The 15,769-nt window shown below is 77.3% G+C and carries 15 protein-coding genes and 2 tRNA genes; 6 read left to right on the top strand and 11 right to left on the bottom strand.

All coding sequences use genetic code 11. The features are described from left to right. The first annotated feature begins 270 nt into the window (after positions 1–270). Together Q0789_RS10105 and Q0789_RS10100 are read left to right on the top strand one after the other, a co-directional pair. Positions 271–501, top strand: a complete 231-nt coding sequence (locus Q0789_RS10105; RefSeq protein ID WP_171202175.1) for an Lrp/AsnC ligand binding domain-containing protein — start codon at positions 271–273, stop codon at positions 499–501. Further along, positions 498–962, top strand: coding sequence for a DUF3515 family protein (locus tag Q0789_RS10100; RefSeq protein ID WP_298804745.1), 465 nt, complete (start codon positions 498–500; stop codon positions 960–962). The genes Q0789_RS10105 and Q0789_RS10100 overlap by 4 nt, the downstream gene beginning before the upstream one ends. A 24-nt stretch (positions 963–986) precedes the next feature. Here the strand turns inward: Q0789_RS10100 and Q0789_RS10095 are convergent, their stop codons facing one another. Then, complete coding sequence (locus Q0789_RS10095) at positions 987–2,198, bottom strand: D-alanine--D-alanine ligase family protein (RefSeq protein WP_298804744.1); 1,212 nt, start codon at positions 2,196–2,198, stop codon at positions 987–989. Between the two features lie 133 nt (positions 2,199–2,331). On the opposite strand from Q0789_RS10095, the gene Q0789_RS10090 reads away from it, so the two are divergent. Continuing rightward, entirely contained in the window at positions 2,332–3,519 is a 1,188-nt protein-coding gene (locus Q0789_RS10090; protein WP_298804742.1) for a PLP-dependent aspartate aminotransferase family protein, read from the top strand. Positions 3,520–3,632: 113 nt separating this feature from the next. Here the strand turns inward: Q0789_RS10090 and Q0789_RS10085 are convergent, their stop codons facing one another. Together Q0789_RS10085 and Q0789_RS10080 are read right to left on the bottom strand one after the other, a co-directional pair. Beyond that, a complete protein-coding gene (locus tag Q0789_RS10085) occupies positions 3,633–4,334 on the bottom strand; it encodes a pentapeptide repeat-containing protein (RefSeq protein WP_298804740.1) in 702 nt (233 codons plus the stop codon). A 1-nt stretch (position 4,335) separates the two neighbouring features. Continuing rightward, a complete protein-coding gene (locus Q0789_RS10080; RefSeq protein WP_298804738.1) occupies positions 4,336–5,340 on the bottom strand; it encodes an NAD(P)H-dependent glycerol-3-phosphate dehydrogenase in 1,005 nt (334 codons plus the stop codon). Positions 5,341–5,513: 173 nt separating this feature from the next. On the opposite strand from Q0789_RS10080, the gene Q0789_RS10075 reads away from it, so the two are divergent. After that, on the top strand, positions 5,514–6,266 hold the full coding sequence (locus Q0789_RS10075) for a hypothetical protein (protein WP_298804736.1): 753 nt from the start codon (positions 5,514–5,516) through the stop codon (positions 6,264–6,266). A gap of 38 nt (positions 6,267–6,304) precedes the next feature. Here Q0789_RS10075 and murA read toward each other — a convergent pair whose 3' ends face one another. The 4 genes from murA to leuC form a co-directional block, all read right to left on the bottom strand. Continuing rightward, positions 6,305–7,666: a UDP-N-acetylglucosamine 1-carboxyvinyltransferase gene (gene murA / locus Q0789_RS10070; protein ID WP_298804933.1), complete on the bottom strand. Its 1,362-nt coding sequence runs from the start codon at positions 7,664–7,666 to the stop codon at positions 6,305–6,307. Between the two features lie 212 nt (positions 7,667–7,878). Further along, positions 7,879–8,499: an HU family DNA-binding protein gene (locus tag Q0789_RS10065; RefSeq protein ID WP_298804734.1), complete on the bottom strand. Its 621-nt coding sequence runs from the start codon at positions 8,497–8,499 to the stop codon at positions 7,879–7,881. A 121-nt stretch (positions 8,500–8,620) separates the two neighbouring features. Continuing rightward, positions 8,621–9,211, bottom strand: a complete 591-nt coding sequence (leuD, locus tag Q0789_RS10060) for a 3-isopropylmalate dehydratase small subunit (RefSeq protein ID WP_298804732.1) — start codon at positions 9,209–9,211, stop codon at positions 8,621–8,623. Positions 9,212–9,287: 76 nt separating this feature from the next. Continuing rightward, the gene (leuC, locus tag Q0789_RS10055; RefSeq protein ID WP_298804730.1) at positions 9,288–10,715 is read right to left on the bottom strand and encodes a 3-isopropylmalate dehydratase large subunit; all 1,428 of its coding nucleotides are present in this window, start codon (positions 10,713–10,715) and stop codon (positions 9,288–9,290) included. Positions 10,716–10,861: 146 nt separating this feature from the next. On the opposite strand from leuC, the gene Q0789_RS10050 reads away from it, so the two are divergent. Continuing rightward, on the top strand, positions 10,862–11,581 hold the full coding sequence (locus Q0789_RS10050) for an IclR family transcriptional regulator (protein WP_298804728.1): 720 nt from the start codon (positions 10,862–10,864) through the stop codon (positions 11,579–11,581). A 343-nt stretch (positions 11,582–11,924) separates the two neighbouring features. Here the strand turns inward: Q0789_RS10050 and Q0789_RS10045 are convergent. The 4 genes from Q0789_RS10045 to Q0789_RS10030 form a co-directional block, all read right to left on the bottom strand. Further along, a tRNA-Glu gene (locus Q0789_RS10045) sits at positions 11,925–11,997 on the bottom strand. Between the two features lie 42 nt (positions 11,998–12,039). After that, positions 12,040–12,111 (bottom strand) — tRNA-Gln (locus tag Q0789_RS10040). A 143-nt stretch (positions 12,112–12,254) separates the two neighbouring features. Beyond that, the gene (gene gltX, locus Q0789_RS10035; protein WP_366917709.1) at positions 12,255–13,742 is read right to left on the bottom strand and encodes a glutamate--tRNA ligase; all 1,488 of its coding nucleotides are present in this window, start codon (positions 13,740–13,742) and stop codon (positions 12,255–12,257) included. Positions 13,743–13,837: 95 nt separating this feature from the next. After that, the gene (locus Q0789_RS10030; RefSeq protein WP_298804724.1) at positions 13,838–14,614 is read right to left on the bottom strand and encodes a fumarylacetoacetate hydrolase family protein; all 777 of its coding nucleotides are present in this window, start codon (positions 14,612–14,614) and stop codon (positions 13,838–13,840) included. A gap of 106 nt (positions 14,615–14,720) precedes the next feature. Here Q0789_RS10030 and Q0789_RS10025 point away from each other — a divergent pair, with 106 nt between their 5' ends. Beyond that, a complete protein-coding gene (locus tag Q0789_RS10025) occupies positions 14,721–15,641 on the top strand; it encodes a 3-methyladenine DNA glycosylase (protein ID WP_298804723.1) in 921 nt (306 codons plus the stop codon). Positions 15,642–15,769 lie beyond the last annotated feature (128 nt).

Below are 15,769 nucleotides of genomic sequence, written 5' to 3'. Positions count from 1 at the left end.
GCCACGGTAGCGTCGCCCGCGCCCGTCCCGGCGGCGCCGCGGACCGCGGCCCGCCGGAGCGCACGACCAGGCGACGGACGTGTCGGCGGTGCGGCGCGCCGGCCCCACGAGGGCCCGGCCGCCGCGCCGTCGCCGAGGCGGCCGCCCCGCGGCGTCCCGGGCACCCGGGCCGCCACGGCCCACCCGTCCCGTCGCCAGCCCCGCTCGCCCCAGCCCAGCCCAGCCCAGAACGGCGCCGCCCCCGGGCGCGCACCGAGGAGGAGACGCCCCGTGGAGCAGGCGTACGTGCTCGTCCAGACCCAGGTCGGCCGCTCATCGGAGGTCGCGGCCGCCCTCGCCGCCATCGGCGGCGTCGTGCTCGCCGAGGACGTGACGGGCCCCTACGACGTCATCGCCCGCGTCGAGGCACCGACCACCGGCCAGCTCGGCCGGCTCGTCTCCTCGCAGGTGCAGGCCGTGCCCGGCATCACGCGGACGGTGACCTGCACCGTCGTCGCGTGACGGGGACCGCGGCGCGCCGTCGCGCGCTCCCGGCGGCGACGGCCCTCCTGCTGCTCGCCGGCTGCGGGGGCTCGCCCGTCGCGGCCCCGGCCGCGCCCGAGGCGACCGACCCGGGCTGCGCGTCCGTGCTCGTGCTCGTGCGCGAGGTGGACGAGCTGGCCGGCCTCCCGCGCGTCGCGTCGACGGGTCAGTCGACGGCCGCCTGGGCCTCGCCCGACCGGTCCGAGCAGGTGGTCCTGCGCTGCGGCGTCGACCTCCCCGGCCCCACGACGGACGCGTGCCTGTCGGTCGACGGCGTCGACTGGGTGGCCTCCGACGCCGAGGCGTCACCGCCCTGGACGACCTTCGGGCGGGCACCCGCCACGCAGGTCGCCGTCACCGGCGACCTCACGGCCGCCGACGTCCTGCCCGGGCTGGGCGGCGCCGTCGAGGCCCTGGAGGCCCAGCGCAGCTGCTCCTGACGGGCGCCGCGCCGGGTCCCGGTGTCAGCGCAGGCCGGCGCGACGCTCGAGGGCCAGCTCGAGGAGCCGGTCGACGAGCGCCGGGTAGGGCAGGCCCGAGGCCTCCCAGAGCCGGGGGAACATCGACGACGGCGTGAAGCCCGGCATCGTGTTGACCTCGTTGACGACGACCCGGCCGTCGTCGGCGACGAAGACGTCGACACGGGCCAGCCCCTCGCAGCCGAGGGCGTCGAAGGCGCGCAGCGCCGTCGCACGCACGGCCTCGGCGACCTCCTCCGGGACGTCGGCGGGGCAGGTCAGCCGGACGGCGCCACCGTCGAGGTACTTGGCCTCGAAGTCGTAGAAGTCGCGGCCGTCGACGACCGCCACCTCACCGACGACCGACGCCTCCGGCGCCGCCCCGCCGGGGCCGTCCAGCACGCCGCACTCCAGCTCGCGGCCGGCGACGGCCGCCTCCACGAGGACCCTCGGGTCGTGCTCGCGGGCGGCCTCCACGGCCGCGGCGAGCGCCGCGCGGGCGCCCTCCCGCCAGCGGCCGGGGGCCTCGCCCAGCACGACGCGGGTGACGCCCATCGACGAGCCCGCGCGGCACGGCTTGACGAAGACGACGGCGGCCCCGGCGCCCTCCGCGACGGCGAGGGCGGCGTCGAGGCGCTCCTCGCGGTCCGCGCGCCAGGCGCGGTCGGTGACGAGCGCCCACGGGCCGACGGCGACGCCCGCCGCCGCGAGGACGGTCTTGGCGTAGTGCTTGTCCATCGCCACGGCGGAGGCCAGCACGCCCGAGCCGACGTAGCGGGTGTCGGACATCTCGAGCATCCCCTGCAGCGTCCCGTCCTCGCCGAAGGGGCCGTGCAGGAGCGGCAGGACGACGTCGACCTCGCCGAGCGCGCGCGGGACGTCACCGGCCTCCAGCGCGACGAGCCCGCGCTCGACCGGAGAGCGGGGCGCCAGCACGGCGGGCCCCTCCCCCGGCTCGACGACGGGCAGGACGCCGCCGGAGAGCTCCCAGCGCGCGGGGTCGTCGGCGGCGAGGACCCACCGGCCGTCGAGCGCGATGCCGACGGGGACGACGTCCCAGCGGTCGCGGTCGAGCGCGCGCAGGACGCCCGCGGCGGTGACGCAGCTGATGCCGTGCTCGCTCGAGCGCCCGCCGAAGACGACGGCGACGCGGCGACGCCGGGGGGCTCCCTCCTGCGTGCGGTCCTCGGGGTCCCGTCCTGCCGGCTGCGCCTCCACCGCCGGGACGCTACCGGCGGCCCGAGCGCCGTCCGCGACGCCACGCGGCGCCTCGCCGCGCTCGGCCCGGCGCCCGCCGTCGGCGGTGGGACGCGGGTCCGCCGGTCGGGCGCGGGCCCCTACGCTCGCCGCCATGGCGGACGGCACCCCCCACCCGACCGGCTCCGGGGCGAGCGGGCGCCCCTGGTCCCCCGCGACGACCGTCGTCGCCGCGGGACGGCCGCCGCGGACGCCGGACGCGCCGGTCAACCCGCCGCTCGTGCTGTCGTCCACCTTCGTGGGCGCCGGCGAGCCGGGGCCGGGCGCGCGGACCTACGCCCGCTCGTCCAACGCCAGCTGGGAGCCGCTGGAGGAGGTGCTCGCGACCCTCGAGGGCACCGGCGAGGACGGCGGCGCGCTGGCCTTCGCGTCGGGCATGGCCGCCGTGTCGGCGGTGCTCGCGCTCGTGCCCCTGGGCGGGCGCGTCGTCGCGCCCCGCTCGGCGTACAACACCTCCGTCGAGCTGCTCGAGCAGCTCGACGCCGACGGGCGGGCGCGCGTGACCTTCGTCGACGTCGCCGACACCGCGGAGGTCGAGGGCGCCCTCGCGGGCGGCGCCGACCTGCTGTGGCTGGAGTCGCCCACGAACCCGCTCCTGGAGGTGGCCGACCTGCCCGCGTGCGCCGCCGCGGGCCGGGGCGCCGGGGCCGTGGTCGCCGTGGACGGCACCTTCGCCACGCCCCTGGTGCAGCAGCCCCTCGCGCTCGGGGCGGACGTCGTCGTCCACTCGGTCACCAAGCTCCTGTCCGGGCACTCCGACGTCCTGCTCGGGGCCGTGGCGACGTCCGACGCCGCTCTGCTGCAGCGGCTGTCGACCCACCGCCGCGTGCACGGCGCCATCCCCGGGCCCTTCGAGGCGTGGCTGGCGCTGCGCGGCCTGCGGACCCTGGCGCTGCGCGTCGAGCGCACGGGGGCGACCGCCGCCGAGCTCGCGCGGCGCCTCGAGCGCCACCCCGCCGTCGGGCGCGTGCGGCACCCGTCCCTGCCGTCCGACCCCGGCCACGAGCGTGCCCGGGCGCAGATGCGCGGCGCCGGGAGCGTGCTGTCGCTGGAGCTGGTCGGCGACGACGACGGCGCCCTCGCCGCCGGCCTCGTCGAGCGCCTGGGCCTGTGGACGCCGGCGACGAGCCTCGGCGGCGTCGAGTCGCTCGTCGAGCGCCGTCGGCGCCACGCCAACGAGCCGCCGACGACGCCCCTCGGGCTGCTCCGCCTCTCCTGCGGCCTGGAGGACGTCGAGGACCTCTGGGCCGACCTTCAGCAGGCGCTCGACGGCGGGGCCTGAGCCCAGACCCCCTCGACACCAGGCCCGCTCGGCACCGGACCCGCTCGGCACCGGACCCGCTCGGCACCGGACCCGCTCGGCACCGGACCCGCTCGGCACCGGGGCCGCCCGCCTCAGGCCCGCTCGGTGCCGTCCGCCCGGTCGGGCGCGGTCGGCACGACCCGCGCGCCGAGGTGCTCGGCGAGGACGGTCGCGAAGCCGGCGGCCTGGTCCTCGCCGAGGACGACGCCCGCGAGGTCGCCCGGGCCGGTGACGCGCTCGACGCGGGCCCCGCTCACGTCGAGCCCGGACAGGCGCGAGCCGGTGAGCACGAGCCGCTCGACGCGGCAGCCGACCAGCCGCACCCGCACCGCCCGCGCGTCCGTGAGGTCGAGCTCCCCCACGACGCAGTCCTCGAGCAGGACGTCCGCGAGGTCGGCGCCCCGGGCGTCCAGGTGGTGCAGCCGGCACCCGCTGAGGCGGGTGCGGACGAGGTCGGCCTCCCCGAGCCGCAGCACGCCGGCGCGGGAGCCCTCGACGACGACGTCCCGCCAGGACGAGCCGGTGAGGTCGAGGTCCGTCGCAGCCAGCTCCTCGAGGCGGGTCGAGACGAGGCGGGCGCCGCGCAGGGCGGCGCCGTCGAGGCGGCAGGCGACGAGGGCGCACTCGAGCAGGCGCAGGTCGGGCAGCGCCGCCCCCGCGAGGTCAAGGCCGCTGAGCAGCAGCCCGTCGAGGTCCTCCCCCGCCCCCGGCGGCGCCGTGCGCGGCACGAGGTCGGGCAGGACCACCTCGACCCGCGCCCCGCGCGAGCGCCCCGCCGCGCCCCGGGACGCCACCTCAGCCGGCCTCGTGCTTGAGGTCGCGGGCCAGGAGCAGCCGCGCCGCCTCCCGCGCGTGGACCCGCCCCTCGACGACGTCGACGACCTGCTCGACGATGGGCATCTCGACGCCGGCGGACCGGGCGAGGGCCAGGACCGACGGGGCCGAGCGGACGCCCTCGGCCGTCTGGCGCACGACCCGCGCCGCCGCTCCGACGTCGAGGCCGCGACCCAGCTGGACGCCCGTCTGGTGGTTGCGCGACAGGGGCGACGCGCAGGTGGCGACGAGGTCGCCCATCCCGGCGAGCCCGGCCAGCGTGGCCGCCTCGGCGCCCAGGGCGACGGCGAGGCGGGAGGTCTGCGCGAGGCCGCGGGTGATGATCGACGCCTTGGCGTTGTCGCCGTACCCGAGCCCCTCGGCCATGCCGACGGCCAGGCCGACGACGTTCTTGACGACGCCGCCGAGCTCGACGCCGAGGACGTCGTGGTGGGTGTAGGGCCGGAAGACCGGTGTGGCGCAGGCAGCCGCGACCTCGGCGGCGACGTCGGCGTCGTGGGCGGCCACCACCGTGGCCGTGGGCTGCCGCTCGGCGATCTCCCGGGCGAGGTTCGGGCCCGAGACCACGGCCACGCGCTCGCGCGCGGCGCCGGACGCCTCGGCCACGACCTCGCTCATCCGCAGCCTCGAGCCGCTCTCGAGGCCCTTCGCCAGGCTGACGAGCGGGGCCCCGGCGGGGACGGCGTCGGCCACGCCGCCGAGGACGCCGCGCAGCGACTGCGACGGCAGGGCGAGCACCACGACGTCGGCGCCCTCGAGGGCGCGGCGCGGGTCCGTCGTCGCCGTGACGGCGTCCGGCAGCGCGACGCCCGGCAGGTAGGCCGGGTTGCCGCGCCCGCCCGCGACGGCGGCGACGACCTCGGGCCGGCGGCCCCACATGGCCACCTCGGCGCCGGCGTCGGCGAGCACCAGCGCGAAGGCCGTACCCCAGCTGCCCGTGCCGAGGACGGCGACGCGGCGGCTCACGCGCGGCCGGCCCCGGGGGCCGTCCCGACGCCCGCGGGGGCCGGGGCGCCGGTCGTGCGGCGGGTCGTCCGTCGACCTCGCGTCGGGCGGCGGGGGGTCTCCGGCATCGGTGTCCTCTCGGGTCGGTCGTGGGGCGGTCGTCGAGCCGCGCCCAGGGTGGCAGCATCGCGTGGGTGCCCGCGCCCGACGCCCCCCGCACGCCCGGGGTGCACCGCTGGGACGTCGTGCTGCCCGTCAAGGGCGGCCACGCCGCCAAGAGCCGCCTCGGCGGTGACGCCGCCCTGCGCGGGCGCCTCGCGCTCGCCATGGCTCTGGACTGCCTGGACGCCGTGCTGGCGGCGCCCGACGTCGCCCGTGCCCTCGTGGTGACCGACGACCCCGCCGTGGCGGCCGCCGTCGCCGCCGGCGGCGCCCGCGTCGTCGCCCCCGGTCCGGCGAGCGCTCGGGCCTCGGCCCTGGACGAGGCCGTGCGGGACGGGGCGCGCGCCGCCGAGCGGTGCCGGGCGGTGCCCCGCGACGACGCCGGAGGGGGCGCTGCCAGCGCAGGAGCGGGGGCCGGAGCGGTGACGGGCGTCGCCGTGCTGCTGCCCGACGTCCCCGCCCTGCGCGCGGAGGAGGTGGGCGCCGCCCTCGCGGCGGCCTCGGAGGCCCTGGCGGCCGGGGCGAGCGCCGCTCTCGTGCCCGACGCCGCGGGCCGGGGCACCGCTCTGCTGGCCGCGCGGACCGCCGCCGACCTGCCCGTCGCGTACGGCGAGGGGTCGGCCGGGCGGCACGCCCGTGCGGGAGCGGCCGTGCTGGACCTCGCCCTCCCCGGGCTGCGCCGCGACGTCGACACGCGGGCCGACCTGCGCGAGGCGGTGGCGCTGGGCGTGGGGCCGCGCACGGCCGACGCGCTGGCGCAGGGGCGCCTCCACCTCGCCGGGTAGGCGCCCGGCCGGGGCCGGAGCCCCGGCGCCGGCGGGGCTCAGGCCCCGGCGCCGGCGGGGACGCGCACCCGGGACGCCGCCGCCGTCGAGGACCACTCGACGTCGGCCCCGATGGCCTCGAGCTTCTCGGCGAAGCGCTCGTAGCCCCGGTCGATGAGCTCGATGCCCGAGACCCGCGAGACGCCCGTCGCGGCCAGGGCGGCGACGAGGTAGCTGAACCCGCCGCGCAGGTCGGGCACGACGATGTCGGCGCCGTGCAGCGGCGTGGGGCCGGAGATGGCCGCCGAGTGCCGGAACTGGGCCCCGCCGAAGCGGCAGGGCGTGGAGCCCAGGCACTCCCGGTAGACCTGGATGCGGGCGCCCATGCCGCCGAGGGCCTCGGTGAAGCCGAAGCGGTTCTCGTAGACCGTCTCGTGGACGATCGACAGGCCGTCGGCCTGCGTGAGAGCCACCACGAGCGGCTGCTGCCAGTCGGTCATGAAGCCCGGGTGCACGTCCGTCTCCAGCGCGAGCGAGCGCAGCGGCCCGTCCGGGCTGAGGAAGCGGATGCCTTCGTCGGTGACGTCGAACTCGCCGCCGACCTTCCGGAAGACGTTGAGGAAGGTCATCATCTCGGGCTGCGTGGCGCCCTCGACGAAGACCTGCCCGCGCGTGGCCAGCGCGGCGCAGGCCCAGGACGCCGTCTCGATGCGGTCGGTCAGGGCGCGGTGGTCGTACCCGCGGAGCCGGGCGACGCCCTCCACCCGGATGGTCCGGTCGGTGTCGACCCCGATGATCGCGCCCATCTTCTGCAGCACGGCCACGAGGTCGAGGATCTCGGGCTCCGTCGCCGCGCCGTGCAGCTCGGTGAAGCCCTCGGCCCGCACCGCCGTGAGCAGGACCTGCTCCGTCGCACCGACGCTCGGGTACGGCAGGTCGATGCGGGTGCCCCGCAGCCCGTTCGGCGCGGTGATGCGGATGCCCCCCTCGCGCTTGTCCACCACGGCGCCGAACTGCCGCAGGACGTCGAGGTGGTAGTTGATCGGGCGGTCGCCGATGCGGCAGCCGCCGAGGTCGGGGATGAAGGCCTCGCCGAGGCGGTGCACCAGCGGCCCGCAGAAGAGGATCGGGATGCGGCTGGCCCCCGCGTGGGCGTCGATGTCGGCCACGTGCGCGGACTCGACGTCGGTCGGGTCGAGCACGAGGACGCCGTCGTCCGGCTGGGAGACGTCGACGCCGTGCAGGCCGAGCAGGCCCGTGACGACGCCGACGTCGCGGATCTCGGGGACGTTGCGCAGGACGCTAGGGCTCTCGCCCAGCAGCGCCGCCACCATCGCCTTGGAGACGAAGTTCTTCGCCCCGCGGACGGCGACGGTGCCGTCCACCGGTCGTCCGCCGCGCACGTGCAGCACGTCGCCCATGGGCACCCAGACCTCCTGCCGGCGGCACCCGCGCGGCGCCGCCCCGGCCGACCATCATGCCCCCGGCGGGCCCGTGCCCCGCGCCACCGGCCCCGGCGCGGCGCGCCCCCGGCCCCGACGGCGCCCCCTAGGGACCGGGCCCGGGCGCCGCGCGGGCCCCGGCCCGCCAGCCGGGGCCGGGTGGTCCGCGGCGGCCGCGGACCACCCGCCCGTCAGGACTTCTTCTTGGCCTTCTTGCCGTCCTTGCCGTCCTTCTTCTTCGCCTTCTTGCCGTCCTTGCCGTCCTTGCCGTCCTTCTTGCCGTCCTTGCCCTTGCCGCCCGGGGCCTTCTCCGGCGCGGGCTCGGCGGCCGCGGGCGCGTCGGGGACCTCCGCGGCCGGCGGCTGGTCGTCCGGGGCGGCCGCCGTCGCCGGGGCGGTGCTCGACGTGCGCGAGGACGGTGCGCGCCGGCTGCGCACGGGCGCGCCGTCGGCGAGCTCGACGCCGCCGCGGCGGGTCGTCACGGCCCGCAGGGCCCCGCCGGCGAACGGGTCGGTCTGGACGGCCTCGGGCATCGAGCCCGGGTCGGAGACGTAGGCGCGGAACGCCGTGCCGGGCTTGAAGCGGGGCACCGAGGTGCCGGCGATGGGCACCGTCTCCCCCGTCCGCGGGTTGCGGCCGGTCCGCGGGGCCCGGTCGGCCCGCTCGAAGGTGCCGAACCCGCTGATGGCCACGCGCTCCCCGCGCGCCACGGCGCGCACGACGGCGTCGAGGACGGCCTCCATGGCGTCGCTGGCGGCGCGGCGGCTCCCGAGCCGCTCCTCGAGGACGTCGACGAGCTCACCCTTGTTCACGAGACCTCCTGCGGCGCCCACGAGCCCGACGGTCGGGCGCGCTCCGCCTGGGCCCGCACCGTAGGGGCAGCCCGGGGCCCGCACCAGGCCTGGCGGCGCCCCTCGCCCCGCCGACCTGCTCTCAGGCGAGCGTGCGCGGCTTCCAGGACGGCCGCTCGCGCTCGAAGGCGTCGATCGCGTCGACGTCGCGCAGCGTCAGACCGACGTCGTCGAGCCCCTCGATCAGCCGCCAGCGGGTGTAGTCGTCGATCTGCAGCGGCGCCACGAGCTCGGCGCACAGCACGACCCGCTCCTGGAGGTCCACGGTCACCTCGGTGCCGGGGCGGGCCTCGAGCTGCTTCCAGATGAGCTCGACGTCCTCCTGCGCCAGCTGGCCGGCCACGAGGCCCTGCTTGCCGGCGTTGCCGCGGAAGATGTCGGCGAAGCGCGAGGAGAGGACGGCGCGGAAGCCGTAGTCCTTCAGCGCCCAGACGGCGTGCTCGCGGGAGGAGCCGGTGCCGAAGTCCGGGCCCGCCACGAGGACGCTGCCCGAGGAGTACGCCGGCTGGTTGAGGACGAAGGACGGGTCCTGGCGCCAGCCGGAGAACAGCCCGTCCTCGAAGCCGGTGCGCGAGACCCGCTTGAGGTACACGGCGGGGATGATCTGGTCGGTGTCGACGTCGCTGCGGCGCAGCGGCACGCCGACGCCGGTGTGGCGGGTCACGGGGTCCACGGGGGCGCTCCTCGTCGGTGCTGGCGGGTGGTGGCCGGGGTCGTGCGGGCGACCGGGGGCGGGCGGCGGCGCTCGCTCAGGCCGGCACGAGGGGCTGCGGCGCCTCGAGGTCGGCCGGCGAGGAGAGGGTGCCGCGCACGGCCGTGGCCGCGGCCACGAGCGGCGAGACGAGGTGCGTGCGCCCGCCGCGGCCCTGGCGGCCCTCGAAGTTGCGGTTCGACGTCGACGCCGCCCGCTCCCCCGGCGCCAGCTGGTCGGGGTTCATGCCGAGGCACATCGAGCACCCCGCGAAGCGCCACTCGGCGCCGAAGTCGGTGAAGACGCGGTCGAGGCCCTCGGCCTCCGCCTGCAGGCGCACGCGCGCCGAGCCGGGGACGACGAGCACGCGCACGCCGTCGGCCTTCGTCCGCCCTCGGACCACCTCGGCGGCGGCGCGCAGGTCCTCGATGCGCCCGTTGGTGCACGAGCCGATGAAGACGGCGTCCACCGCCACCTCGCGCAGCGGGGTGCCGGGCGCGAGGTCCATGTACGCCAGGGCCCGCCGGGCCGCGGCGGCCTGGCCCTGGTCCGCCATCGCCTCGGGGTCGGGGACGGCGGCCGACAGCGGCAGCCCCTGGCCCGGGTTGGTCCCCCACGTGACGAAGGGCTGCAGGTCGGCGGCGTCGATGACGACCTCGGCGTCGAAGACGGCGTCGTCGTCGGTGCGCAGCGAGCGCCAGTGCTCGACGGCGGCGTCCCAGTCGGCGCCCGTCGGGGCGTGGTCGCGGCCCTGCACGTAGGCGAAGGTCGTCTCGTCGGGCGCCACCATGCCGGCGCGGGCGCCCGCCTCGATCGACATGTTGCAGATGGTCATGCGCGCCTCCATCGAGAGCGCACGGATGGCCGAGCCGCGGTACTCGAGGACGTAGCCCTGGCCGCCTCCCGTCCCGATGCGCGCGATGACGGCGAGGATGACGTCCTTGGCGGTGGAGCCCTCGGGCAGCTCGCCCTCGACCGTGATCGCCATGGTGCGCGGGCGTTGGAGCGGCAGGGTCTGGGTGGCGAGGACGTGCTCGACCTCGCTCGTGCCGATGCCCATGGCGAGCGCGCCGAAGGCGCCGTGCGTCGAGGTGTGGGAGTCCCCGCACACGACCGTCATGCCCGGCTGCGTGAGCCCCAGCTGCGGCCCGACCACGTGGACGATGCCCTGCTCGGCGTCCCCCAGCGGGTGCAGGCGGACGCCGAACTCCGCGCAGTTGCGGCGCAGCGTCTCGATCTGCGTGCGGCTCGTGGGGTCCGCGATCGGCTTGTCGATGTCGAGGGTGGGGGTGTTGTGGTCCTCGGTCGCGATGGTGAGGTCGAGGCGCCGCACGCCGCGACCCTCCAGGCGGAGGCCCTCGAAGGCCTGCGGCGAGGTGACCTCGTGGAGGAGGTGGAGGTCGATGTACAGGAGGTCGGGCTCGCCGTCGCCGCCGCGGCGCACCACGTGCTCGTCCCACACCTTCTCGGCCAGGGTCCGGCCCATCTCGTCCTCCTCCGGGCGCCGTGCGGCGCCGCCGCTGCGGCCTGTGCGGACGCGCCCCCGCCGCCCCGGTCGGGGGTGGCGCGGGCGTCCCGCCGCTCCGGGCGGGTGACTTGCCATCTCATAGTGAGAGACGGCAATATCGTCCTATGGACAAGTCTAGCGGAGTCGGCGTCCTCGACAAGGCCGCCGCCGTCCTCGCCGCGCTCGAGGCCGGCCCCGCCAGCCTCGCGCAGCTCGTGGCCGCCACGGGCCTGGCGAGGCCCACGGCGCACCGCCTCGCGGTCGCGCTCGAGCACCACCGCCTCGTCGGTCGCGACATGCAGGGCCGCTTCGTGCTCGGCCCGCGACTGCCCGAGCTCGCCTCGGCCGCCGGGGAGGACCGCCTCATCGCCGCCGCGGGCCCCGCCCTGACGGCGCTGCGCGACCACACGGGCGAGAGCGCCTCCCTCTTCCGCCGCCAGGGCGACGCGCGCGTCTGCGTGGCCGCCGCCGAGCTGCCCATGGGGCTGCGCGACTCCGTGCCGGTCGGCGCCACCCTGTCGATGCTCGCCGGCTCGGCCGCCCAGGTGCTCCTCGCGTGGGAGGAGCCCGACCGGCTGCACCGCGGCCTGCAGGGCGCCCGTTTCACCGCGACCGTCCTGTCGGGCGTCCGCCGCCGCGGCTGGGCGCAGAGCATCGGCGAGCGGGAGGCCGGCGTCGCCTCGGTCTCGGCGCCGGTGCGCGGGCCGGCGGGCCGCGTCGTCGCCGCGGTGTCCATCTCCGGCCCCCTGCAGCGCCTCACGCGCCAGCCCGGGCGCCTGCACGCGGCCGCCGTCGTCACGACCGCGCAGCGCCTGTCGGAGGCCCTCAAGCGCGCGGAGGGCTGACCCGCGCGCACCCCGCCACTCCGACCCCTCCCCCGGGGGCGACGTGTGGCCATGTCGCCCCCGGCACAGGTTCCCGGACGGCGACGTGTGGCCATGTCGCCCCGCCCGCGCCTCCGGACGGCGACGTGTGGCCATGTCGCCCCCGCACAGGCCCCCCGACGGCGACGTGTGGCCATGTCGCCCTCACCCGGCCGCCGGCGGGGCGACATGGCCACACGTCGCCCCGAGCGGAGGAGGGGACACGCGCTCGGACGTCGCCTTGGACAGAAGAAGGGCTCGCCCGGAGCAGCCCCGGAGAAGCAGAACGGCCCGGCCTCCCTGCTGGGAGACCGGGCCGTGCCTGTAGCCCCGACCGGATTCGAACCGGCGCTACCGCCTTGAGAGGGCGGCGTGCTAGGCCGCTACACAACGGGGCCTTGCGTGTCCGCTCTGATGCGGACGGTGGTGCGGGTGAAGCGCTGGGGTACCAGGACTCGAACCTAGACTAACTGAACCAGAATCAGTCGTGCTGCCAATTACACCATACCCCACCGGGGTATGACGCTGGCCGCCTGGCCGAGCGCCGTACCGGGAGTAGACAGTAGCGGCTGCCGCGCCCGGCGCCAAAATCGGCCACCGCTCGCGGGAGGCGACCGCTCGTCCTCCCCGCGGCGAGGAGGACGAGCGGGGCCGCTCAGCCGAGCTGCCGACGCAGCGCCGCGATCCGCAGCATCGAGCTCTCGCGCCCGAGCAGCTCCAAGGACTCGAAGAGCGGGGGCGAGACGCGCCGGCCCGTCACCGCCGTCCGCAGGGGGCCGAAGGCGAACTTCGGCTTCACCCCGAGCCCGTCGACGACGGCGGAGCGCAGCGCCGCCTCGACGGCGGCGGCGTCCCACTCGGGCAGGTCGACGAGGGCCGCGGCGGACGCGTCGAGGACGTCGGCCGCCTCCGGGCGCAGCGCCCCCAGCGCGTCCTCCTCGACGACGAGGTCCTCGTCGGCGACGAGGAGGAAGCCGAGCATCCCCGGCCCCTCGGACAGCACTCCCATGCGCGTCTGCACGAGCGGGACGGCGCCCTCGAGCAGCCGGCGCTGGGTCGGCGTCGGGTCGCCGTCGAGCAGGCCGGCGGAGCGCAGGTGCGGCAGCAGCCGGTCGAGGAGCACCTCGGGGGCCAGCATGCGCAGGTGGTCCCCGTTGATGGCCTCGGCCTTCTTCTGGTCCCACCGGGCGGGGTTCGCGCCGATGTCGCGCACGTCGAAGGCGGCGACGAGCTCCTCGCGCGTGAAGACGTCGCGGTCGGGGGCGAGGGACCACCCCAGCAGCGCGAGGTAGTTGACCATCCCCTCCGGCAGCAGCCCGCGCTCGCGGTGGAGGAACAGGTCGGACTCGGGGTCGCGCTTGCTCAGCTTGCGGTTGCCCTCCCCCAGCACGAGCGGGAGGTGGCCGAACTGCGGGACCCGCTGCGAGAGGCCCATCTCCACGAGCGCGCGGTGCAGCACCACCTGGCGCGGCGTCGAGGACAGGAGGTCCTCGCCCCGCAGCACGTGCGTGATGCCCATGACGGCGTCGTCCACCGGGTTGACCAGCGTGTAGAGCGGCTGCCCGTTGGCGCGCACGACGACGAAGTCGGGCACCGAGCCGGCCGGGAAGACGACGCGGCCGCGCACGAGGTCGTCGACCTCGACGTCCTCGTCGGGCATCCGCACGCGCAGCACGGGCTCGCGGCCCTCGTCGCGGAAGGCCTGCACCTGCGCGGCGGAGAGGTCGCGGTCGAAGCCGTCGTAGCCGAGCTTCGGGTCGCGGCCCGCCGCGCGGTGGCGCTCCTCGACCTCCTCGGGGGTCGACCACGACTCGTAGGCGTAGCCCTCCGCGAGCAGCCGGCGCGCGACGTCGGCGTAGAGGTCGCGCCGCTCGCTCTGGCGGTAGGGCGCGTGCGGGCCCCCGACGCCCGGCCCCTCGTCGTAGTCGATGCCCAGCCAGGCGAGGCCCTCGACGATGGCGTCCATCGACTCCTGGGAGTCGCGGGCGGCGTCGGTGTCCTCGATGCGGAAGACGAGCTTCCCGCCCGTGTGCCGCGCGTACGCCCAGTTGAAGAGGGCCGCGCGCATGACGCCGACGTGCGGCGTCCCCGTCGGCGAGGGGCAGAAGCGCACGCGCACGTCCGCGCCGCTCGCCTCGGCCAGGCCGGTCGCGGTCGCGGCGCGCGGCGAGGCGCCCGAGCCGGTGGTCGCGCTCTCCCCCGCGGAGGGGCCGGACGGCGTGCCCGGTGCGGTCGCGCTCATCGGGCCACCACCGGGTTGCTCAGGGTGCCGACGCCCTCGATCTCGACGTCGACGCGCTGGCCGGCGGAGACGAGCCCGACGCCGGCGGGCGTGCCGGTGAGGATGACGTCGCCGGGCAGCAGCGTGAAGGCCGCCGAGACGGCCGCCACGAGGGAGGGCACGTCGAAGACCATGTCGGAGGTGCGGCCGTCCTGGACGAGCTCGCCGTCCACGCGGGTGCGCAGCGACAGGTCGGCGGGGTCGAGGTCGGTGGTGATCCACGGGCCGAGCGGGCAGGAGGAGTCGAAGCCCTTGGCGCGGGCCCACTGGCCGTCGTCGCGCTGGGCGTCGCGCGCCGTCACGTCGTTGGCGCAGGTGTAGCCGTAGACGACCTCGCCCACGCGCTCGCGCGGCACGTCCTTGCAGATGCGGCCGATGACGACGGCGAGCTCGCCCTCGTAGGAGACCTCCTGGGAGAACGACGGCAGCACGACCGGGTCGTCGGGGCCGACGACGGCGGTGTTCGGCACGAGGAACATCAGCGGCTTCGAGGGGACCTCGTTGCCCATCTCGCGCGCGTGGTCGTGGTAGTTGCGGCCGATGCCGACGACCTTGCTGCGGGGGATGACGGGGGCCAGCAGCCGGACCTCGTCGAGGCCGACGACGGCGCCGGTCGGCGTGAGCTTCGTGTACAGGGGGTCGCCGCCGATGACGTGCAGGCGCTCCTCCCCCGGCTCGCCCTCCACGAACCCGTAGCTGATGTCGTCGTCCCGGGTGAACCTCGCGATGCGCACGGCTCCGAGGCTATCGGCGCGCGCGGAGGCGGCGCCCGTGCCGCCCTCCTCCCCGGGGGGCCGGACGACGTCGGTCGCCCCGGGGCGACGCGCCTACCGTGGCCGCGTGCTCGCGACCGCCCCGACCGTCCTCGCCGAGGAGGAGTGGGTCCCCGTGGCCGAGGAGCACCGGCGCGCGGTCGAGGCGCTCACGGCCGGCCACCGCGAGCGGGCCCTGGCCGGCGAGCCGCACCCGGTCGAGGACTTCCTCTTCACCTACTACCGCTTCCGCCCCGGCCAGCTCGCCCGTTGGCACCCAGGTGCGGGGGTCGTCCTCCTCGGGGACGCGGCGCGCGAGCGGCTCGGCTGGCGGGGCTACGTCGCGTGGGCGGACCAGGACGGGCGCGAGGGCGTCGTCGTCGACGCGGCGGGCGTCGCGGCGTCGCAGGGGCGGCGGCTGAGCCACGTGCGCGACGTCGTCGCCGCGACCCGCGGTCGCGCCCCCGAGCTGGGCTGCTTCGGGCTGCACGAGTGGGCGATGGTGCACGGCTCGGCGACGGACCCCTCGGTGCTGCGGCACGAGCGCCAGCCGCTGCGCCTCGGCGCCGAGGGCACCGACGCCGTCGTGGAGGAGGGCGCGCGGCGCGGGTGGCTGCGGTGCACCCACGTCGACGCGTTCCGCTTCTACCCGGGCAGCGCCGTCGAGCTCAGCCCCCTGCGCCCGACGCGGGACACCCAGGCGGCGCTCGAGCAGCCGGGCTGCCTGCACGCCGGGATGGACCTCTACCGCGCGGCCTTCCTCCTCGTGCCGCTCGCGCCGTCGTCGCTGGTCCTCGACGCCTTCCGCCTGGCGCGGGACATCAGGGAGCTCGACATGCGCGCGTCGCCGTACGACCTCAGCCGCTACGGCCGCGAGCCCGTCCGCGTGGAGACGGCCGAGGGCCGGGCGCAGTACGCCACGGAGCAGCGCGCGCTCGCCGTCCGGGGCCAGGACCTGCGCGACCGGCTGCTCCCGCTGCTCGACGCCGTCGTCGCCCCCGCCCGCTGACGCCGCCCTTCCCCCGCGCTTCGTCGACACATCGCCGTCCGAGAGCGCTGTTCCGAGGGCACGTCGTCGACACATCGCCTCTGCGGAGCTCCCGCCGGGGCACGGTGACGACGGAATGCGGGGAAGGG

Origin of the sequence: uncultured Pseudokineococcus sp. (genome assembly GCF_947499845.1) — a bacterium.
Taxonomy (GTDB): Bacteria; Actinomycetota; Actinomycetes; order Actinomycetales; family Quadrisphaeraceae; genus Pseudokineococcus.
Note: the sequence above shows the minus strand (reverse complement) of the source record. Positions and strands in the feature narration are given on the sequence as shown.

Bases quoted from the DNA above. Each gene is read 5' to 3' on its own strand.
- Q0789_RS10090 (WP_298804742.1), top strand. From the start codon at position 2,332: ATGGCGGACGGCACCCCCCACCCGACCGGCTCCGGGGCGAGCGGGCGC.
- murA (WP_298804933.1), bottom strand. From the start codon at position 7,666: ATGGGCGACGTGCTGCACGTGCGCGGCGGACGACCGGTGGACGGCACC.
- leuC (WP_298804730.1), bottom strand. From the start codon at position 10,715: ATGGGCCGGACCCTGGCCGAGAAGGTGTGGGACGAGCACGTGGTGCGC.
- Q0789_RS10050 (WP_298804728.1), top strand. From the start codon at position 10,862: ATGGACAAGTCTAGCGGAGTCGGCGTCCTCGACAAGGCCGCCGCCGTC.